Genomic DNA, 1,438 nt, shown 5'->3' with positions numbered 1-1,438 from the left:
TAATGCCAGTCAGTTAAGCTGACTGGCATTTTTATTTTTGTTACTTGGGTACTTCGATTGTTTTGGTTTAATCCACCTGCGATACTTCCTTTCTTCTCGCCTTGGAGGTAATTTGAAATAGCTGAGTTGCTCAAGTAACAATGCATAATGCTTGGGTATATTACCCGGTGAGGTTAACGGTATTGTTGCAAAAAACTGAGTGACAGCCATAGAACAGCTAGCAAAACTCAATTGATTAGGCATAACACTATCAAGCTTACATGCCGCATTTGTCATGGCCTGCCTTATGAGATTGTATGCTAACAATACTCCCCAAAGCTCTTGCTCTATCATGTCTGGTCGTTTACTTCTTAGGGTATACTTGCTGTTTAACAAGGTTTGTTTCATTTCTCTAAAGCCAAGTTCTATCTCCCAACGATAACAATATAGCTCTACAATCTCCTCACTAGGAAACCGCATTGCGTCAACCATAGACGTTAAAATTCTATACGTTTTACCTTTTATAGTTTTTGTTACTAACCTTGCCTCTATAGAATCAGGGATACCTTTAAATTTTTTTCGTGCATGCGCTGTTGTAGTTAAGCGAATATGTAAATCATTAGGACTAACTTTCTGGATAATGTCATATTTTAAATCTTTGCGAGCGGGTATCATCCAGTGCCTTTGTTCTCCTGCTTGATGCCAACGGTTTAACAACCCCAGAGAATAGTAGCCTTTATCAAATATTGTCAGTGAGTTATCGGGCGTCTTTTCTATTAGCTCCTCAGCTAACATCATTTCATTGGTTCGGTAATCAGAGAATGCACTATTAATCAGTTGATGGCTTGTAACTTCCATATGACAAACCATGCGAATTTTAGGAAATATGTTTTCACCATGACGGTTACTTTGCGCTTTAAAAGCCTCATGATTCTCTGGCGTATCCGTTGTTCGCCAGACGACTCCATCAACCGCGAGTAAATTGAGACCACACCATGATTCAAACTTATTATTGGCATAACTGTGCTCCGCCATTGTTAAAAATACTTGCTTAACGGCATCAGCTCCCAGACGTTGCCTTGCTTGTACTACTGCGCTTGGTGCTACGAGTGGCTTTTTATCAGGCAGCATAACATCCATTTGAGTAGCAATATCGAACACTGAACGTTGCCTAAATAAGCTCATGCCTACAATTGACCACAAAACGGTTTCTAAAGGTAGTCGGCGCTTTCTAATTGTTGCAACGCCAGATTGTTCAAAGCCTTTTTCAATTAATTCTGGAGAAAGTATCTCTGAGAATTTTTTGAAAGATTGAAAGGTATTACAAGCTTGAAGTGTTGTCGCTAACTCAGTTTCTAAACGCATAAAAAATCCGGTATTAAATATTGATACCGGATTTTGAACTATGTAGAAGATCGGTCAATGGATCGTTAAATATTTCTTAACTGATCGGCATTAC

Annotated in this window: 1 protein-coding gene; it reads right to left on the bottom strand. The window is 38.9% G+C overall.

Annotated elements, in window-relative coordinates:
- Positions 1-9: 9 nt before the first annotated feature.
- Entirely contained in the window at positions 10-1,344 is a 1,335-nt protein-coding gene (locus ACSLUO_RS17650; protein WP_448250583.1) for an IS4 family transposase, read from the bottom strand.
- Between the last annotated feature and the right edge of the window lie 94 nt (positions 1,345-1,438).

The organism is Thalassotalea agariperforans (assembly GCF_053470345.1).
This window is presented reverse-complemented; position numbering and strand designations above follow the sequence as displayed.

Bases quoted from the DNA above. Each gene is read 5' to 3' on its own strand.
- ACSLUO_RS17650 (WP_448250583.1), bottom strand. From the start codon at position 1,344: ATGCGTTTAGAAACTGAGTTAGCGACAACACTTCAAGCTTGTAATACC.